The sequence below is a fragment of the Arsenophonus nasoniae DSM 15247 genome (genome assembly GCF_000429565.1).
GTDB lineage: Bacteria > Pseudomonadota > Gammaproteobacteria > Enterobacterales > Enterobacteriaceae > Arsenophonus > Arsenophonus nasoniae.
Window position 1 is genome coordinate 1 of the sequence record NZ_AUCC01000166.1, and the last position, 2,748, is coordinate 2,748.

Consider the following 2,748-nt stretch of genomic DNA (forward strand, 5'->3'; position numbering starts at 1 on the left):
TTAGCGGCGAATTGGCACATATTTTCAGTGTCAAATTCTTGAGTATGAACACTTGCAAAGTTACTTGATGCGTAAGGGCTGGCGTACATGGCCAAGATTAAAATCCACATGCTGGTTTCTCCTGTGTCTAAAAGGGGATGTCATCATCAAAATCAGGCTCAATAACAGGGTTATTGTTTGGCTGGCTTGTCGTTGGCATATTGAGTTTACCCTGGCTTTCCTGCGGTTTTCTCTCTTTCCTATTTCCCAATATTTCAACGTCATTGACCAGAAATTCCGGTGATATCCTTTGCTGACCGGATTTGTCTGTCCATTTATTTTCCTGATAGGCAGCAGTAATACGAACAAAAGTACCTTTTTGTGCATAATTATTGATATATTCCGCTATTTGCTTAAATGCCTTGCAGTTTATCCATGTTGTGTCATCAATCCATTGACCGCTGTTGTCTTTTCTTGATTTGCTGATAGCGATTGAGAATGCCGTGATGGGAATTTTATCTTGGGTATAGCGGATTTCTAATTTGCCGATGCGTCCGGTAAAGTTACACTGGTTCTGGTTTGCCATGGGGTCTCCACATATTGATTAATTTTGTTGATTTCTGATTTCAGCTTTTCGATAAATACTTGAACGGCTTGTTCAATTTCGTTAACTAAATCATCATCCTTGATAATTCGGATTTTATAGTAGGCAAGGTTAGGGGGAAGTCTGTCATCATAGCTGACAAAATCGCACCAATTTCTGCCTGTACACATCATTTGCCCATGCATTTGTAACAGGTATTCATATTTGGGTTTCCCTGTGAGAATGGTTTCAATGTGGGTAGTGGTGTTAGGGCATTTTATTTCGATAAGTCCATCATCATTAACCAAGCCATCAGGACTTGCCCCAAATAGCGCAATAGACGGGTGGGGAATAAAGCCCACTTCGGTGACCGTGACATCAAACTCATTGAGGCAATATCGCGCTCTGGCTTGTGGTTCAAGGGCAATGCCTCGTTCAATGGCCTGATTAGTTTTTATGTCTTCCCTTTGTCCGGTAAGTGTTTCACAGACTAACTGCATGAGGTAGTTTCGTTGCGTTGTTCCCCTGCCTTTGGATAACACCTTGTGTAAATTGCTGGCGGTGACTTTCCCAAGTCTTGCCTGAAACCACTCGTCCGTTTTCTGCTTCATGATTAACCTCGTTTTTAATTAAATCTTTATTTTCTTCGCCAATAATTCCTTTCTCTTCTGGTGTTAACTGTTCCCAATGGGATTTCATTGATTCAATGCCACCTTTTGCTGCGGTTTTTAAATCACGAATTAACTGCTCATAACGGGCTTTTTGTTGTGCTTGTTCTTGCTGTATCACAACTTTTTCCTGTTCGGGCAAATCTTCACCTGCATAGATATAAAACCCTAATCCAAACATCGAAATCGCTTTAGTCAGACAGCGCATCAGTGCTTTGTTGATATCAAAGGCGTTAGGGCTAGAAATGGCCTGATTTCTTTTATCCATCACCGGTAGCCACATTTTGCGGGGAAATTCGTTATCGCCTTGTTTAACCGTGAGTGTTAATGAGACCATGGCACTGCCATCATTGTTGTAGCTAACGGCATCAATGACATAGTAGGATTCTGGGTAGTGCGCCATCAATACGCCCCACGCCCAAGCCCATGAGAGATAAGAGAGGCCGAGTTTCTTTTCAACTTTATCGTTAACGTTAATCGCCGACAGCGTTTCCCAAACCTGTTGTTGAAAACTTTTTTCATTTTCGGTATGTTGTGTTTCGCTCATAGATATTTCCTCTTAGGCGCTCGAAGTGCTTTGTACTGATGGATGTTCTCATTTTTGAAATGGTCAAACAGTGCCTTCCAGATATCGTCAAAATCCTCGTGATTAAGTTTTCGCATCACTGAGGAAGGTAGGCAGTCATAAATAGGCTGGACTAGTTCGCTGATTTCATCGTCCAGCCTGTCTTCCCAATAAGCAATTTCTTGCTGTTGTTCGTACCAGTAATCTTGCATGGCGTAAGGATTCATTTGACCTCCTTGAGCTGGAATAGCATCCTGTTTTTTCTGGCTTTAATCTCTTCGAGTAATAACTCGATTTCATTTTGTGAAAAGGATGAATCCAGTAGCAGGATGGTAATTTTTTCTTTAAGATGGCGTTTCTTCACTGTTTCTGATTTAAGTGGCATGATGATTTTTCCCATAAGCCTTTAGTTGCAATGATAAAGCGATGAGCCATATATCTTGTCGATGGGTATCAATCGCTAACTTTGCAGCCTGTCTTGCCAGTGCTAGCAAGATATTGTCTTTGTTCATCGTTACTCCTTATGCCACCTGACTATATTTGTCGTGGGTGAATTCACCATTCCAGTCTTTCTTCATCGGTAGCTTACTTTTGAGGTATTGGTTATATAGCCATGAAGCTCCCTTTTTTAGTAGCACGATTTTGTAACACTGACGTTGCCCATAATCGTTTGTCATGATGAAGGGGGATTCGGTTAGATACGTATCTCTCGCATAGGAATGCACACGCCAGACATGAGCCTTGCTGATATCCTTTTCTGCATCGTAGAGAAAATGACGCGATTCGAGAAATAAATTAACCTGGTTAATGTTTACGCCATTAAGCTGCTTGCAAAACTGAACGGGTGTCATACCAACTTGGAATAGATTTTTTAAGCAATCAATTTCTGTTTTTTGCTCTTTGTTAACTAATGACAAATGTTGAACTTTCTCTGCCATTTCAGCAGCAAGCCG

Annotated in this window: 5 protein-coding genes and 2 pseudogenes; all 7 read right to left on the reverse strand. The window is 41.3% G+C overall.

Annotation, left to right across the window (positions count from 1 at the left end):
* Positions 1 to 127: 127 nt before the first annotated feature.
* Positions 128 to 565 (reverse strand): single-stranded DNA-binding protein, encoded by a 438-nt coding sequence (locus G468_RS0116870; protein WP_026824021.1) that lies wholly within the window; start codon positions 563 to 565, stop codon positions 128 to 130.
* On the reverse strand, positions 517 to 1,173 hold the full coding sequence (locus G468_RS21670) for a lambda exonuclease family protein (RefSeq protein ID WP_051297183.1): 657 nt from the start codon (positions 1,171 to 1,173) through the stop codon (positions 517 to 519). The genes G468_RS0116870 and G468_RS21670 overlap by 49 nt, the downstream gene beginning before the upstream one ends.
* A 145-nt stretch (positions 1,174 to 1,318) precedes the next feature.
* A pseudogene (locus G468_RS24960) lies at positions 1,319 to 1,777 on the reverse strand (Sak single strand annealing protein); the annotation flags it as partial.
* Entirely contained in the window at positions 1,774 to 2,022 is a 249-nt protein-coding gene (locus tag G468_RS0116885) for a hypothetical protein (protein ID WP_026824022.1), read from the reverse strand. The gene G468_RS0116885 and the pseudogene G468_RS24960, both read right to left, overlap by 4 nt.
* Complete coding sequence (locus G468_RS24025) at positions 2,019 to 2,180, reverse strand: hypothetical protein (RefSeq protein ID WP_155847026.1); 162 nt, start codon at positions 2,178 to 2,180, stop codon at positions 2,019 to 2,021. Before G468_RS24025 ends, G468_RS0116885 begins: the two co-directional genes overlap by 4 nt.
* Positions 2,170 to 2,307, reverse strand: coding sequence for a hypothetical protein (locus tag G468_RS24030; RefSeq protein ID WP_155847027.1), 138 nt, complete (start codon positions 2,305 to 2,307; stop codon positions 2,170 to 2,172). Before G468_RS24030 ends, G468_RS24025 begins: the two co-directional genes overlap by 11 nt.
* A gap of 9 nt (positions 2,308 to 2,316) precedes the next feature.
* Positions 2,317 to 2,748 (reverse strand): annotated as a pseudogene (locus G468_RS0116900) (ORF6N domain-containing protein); the annotation flags it as partial.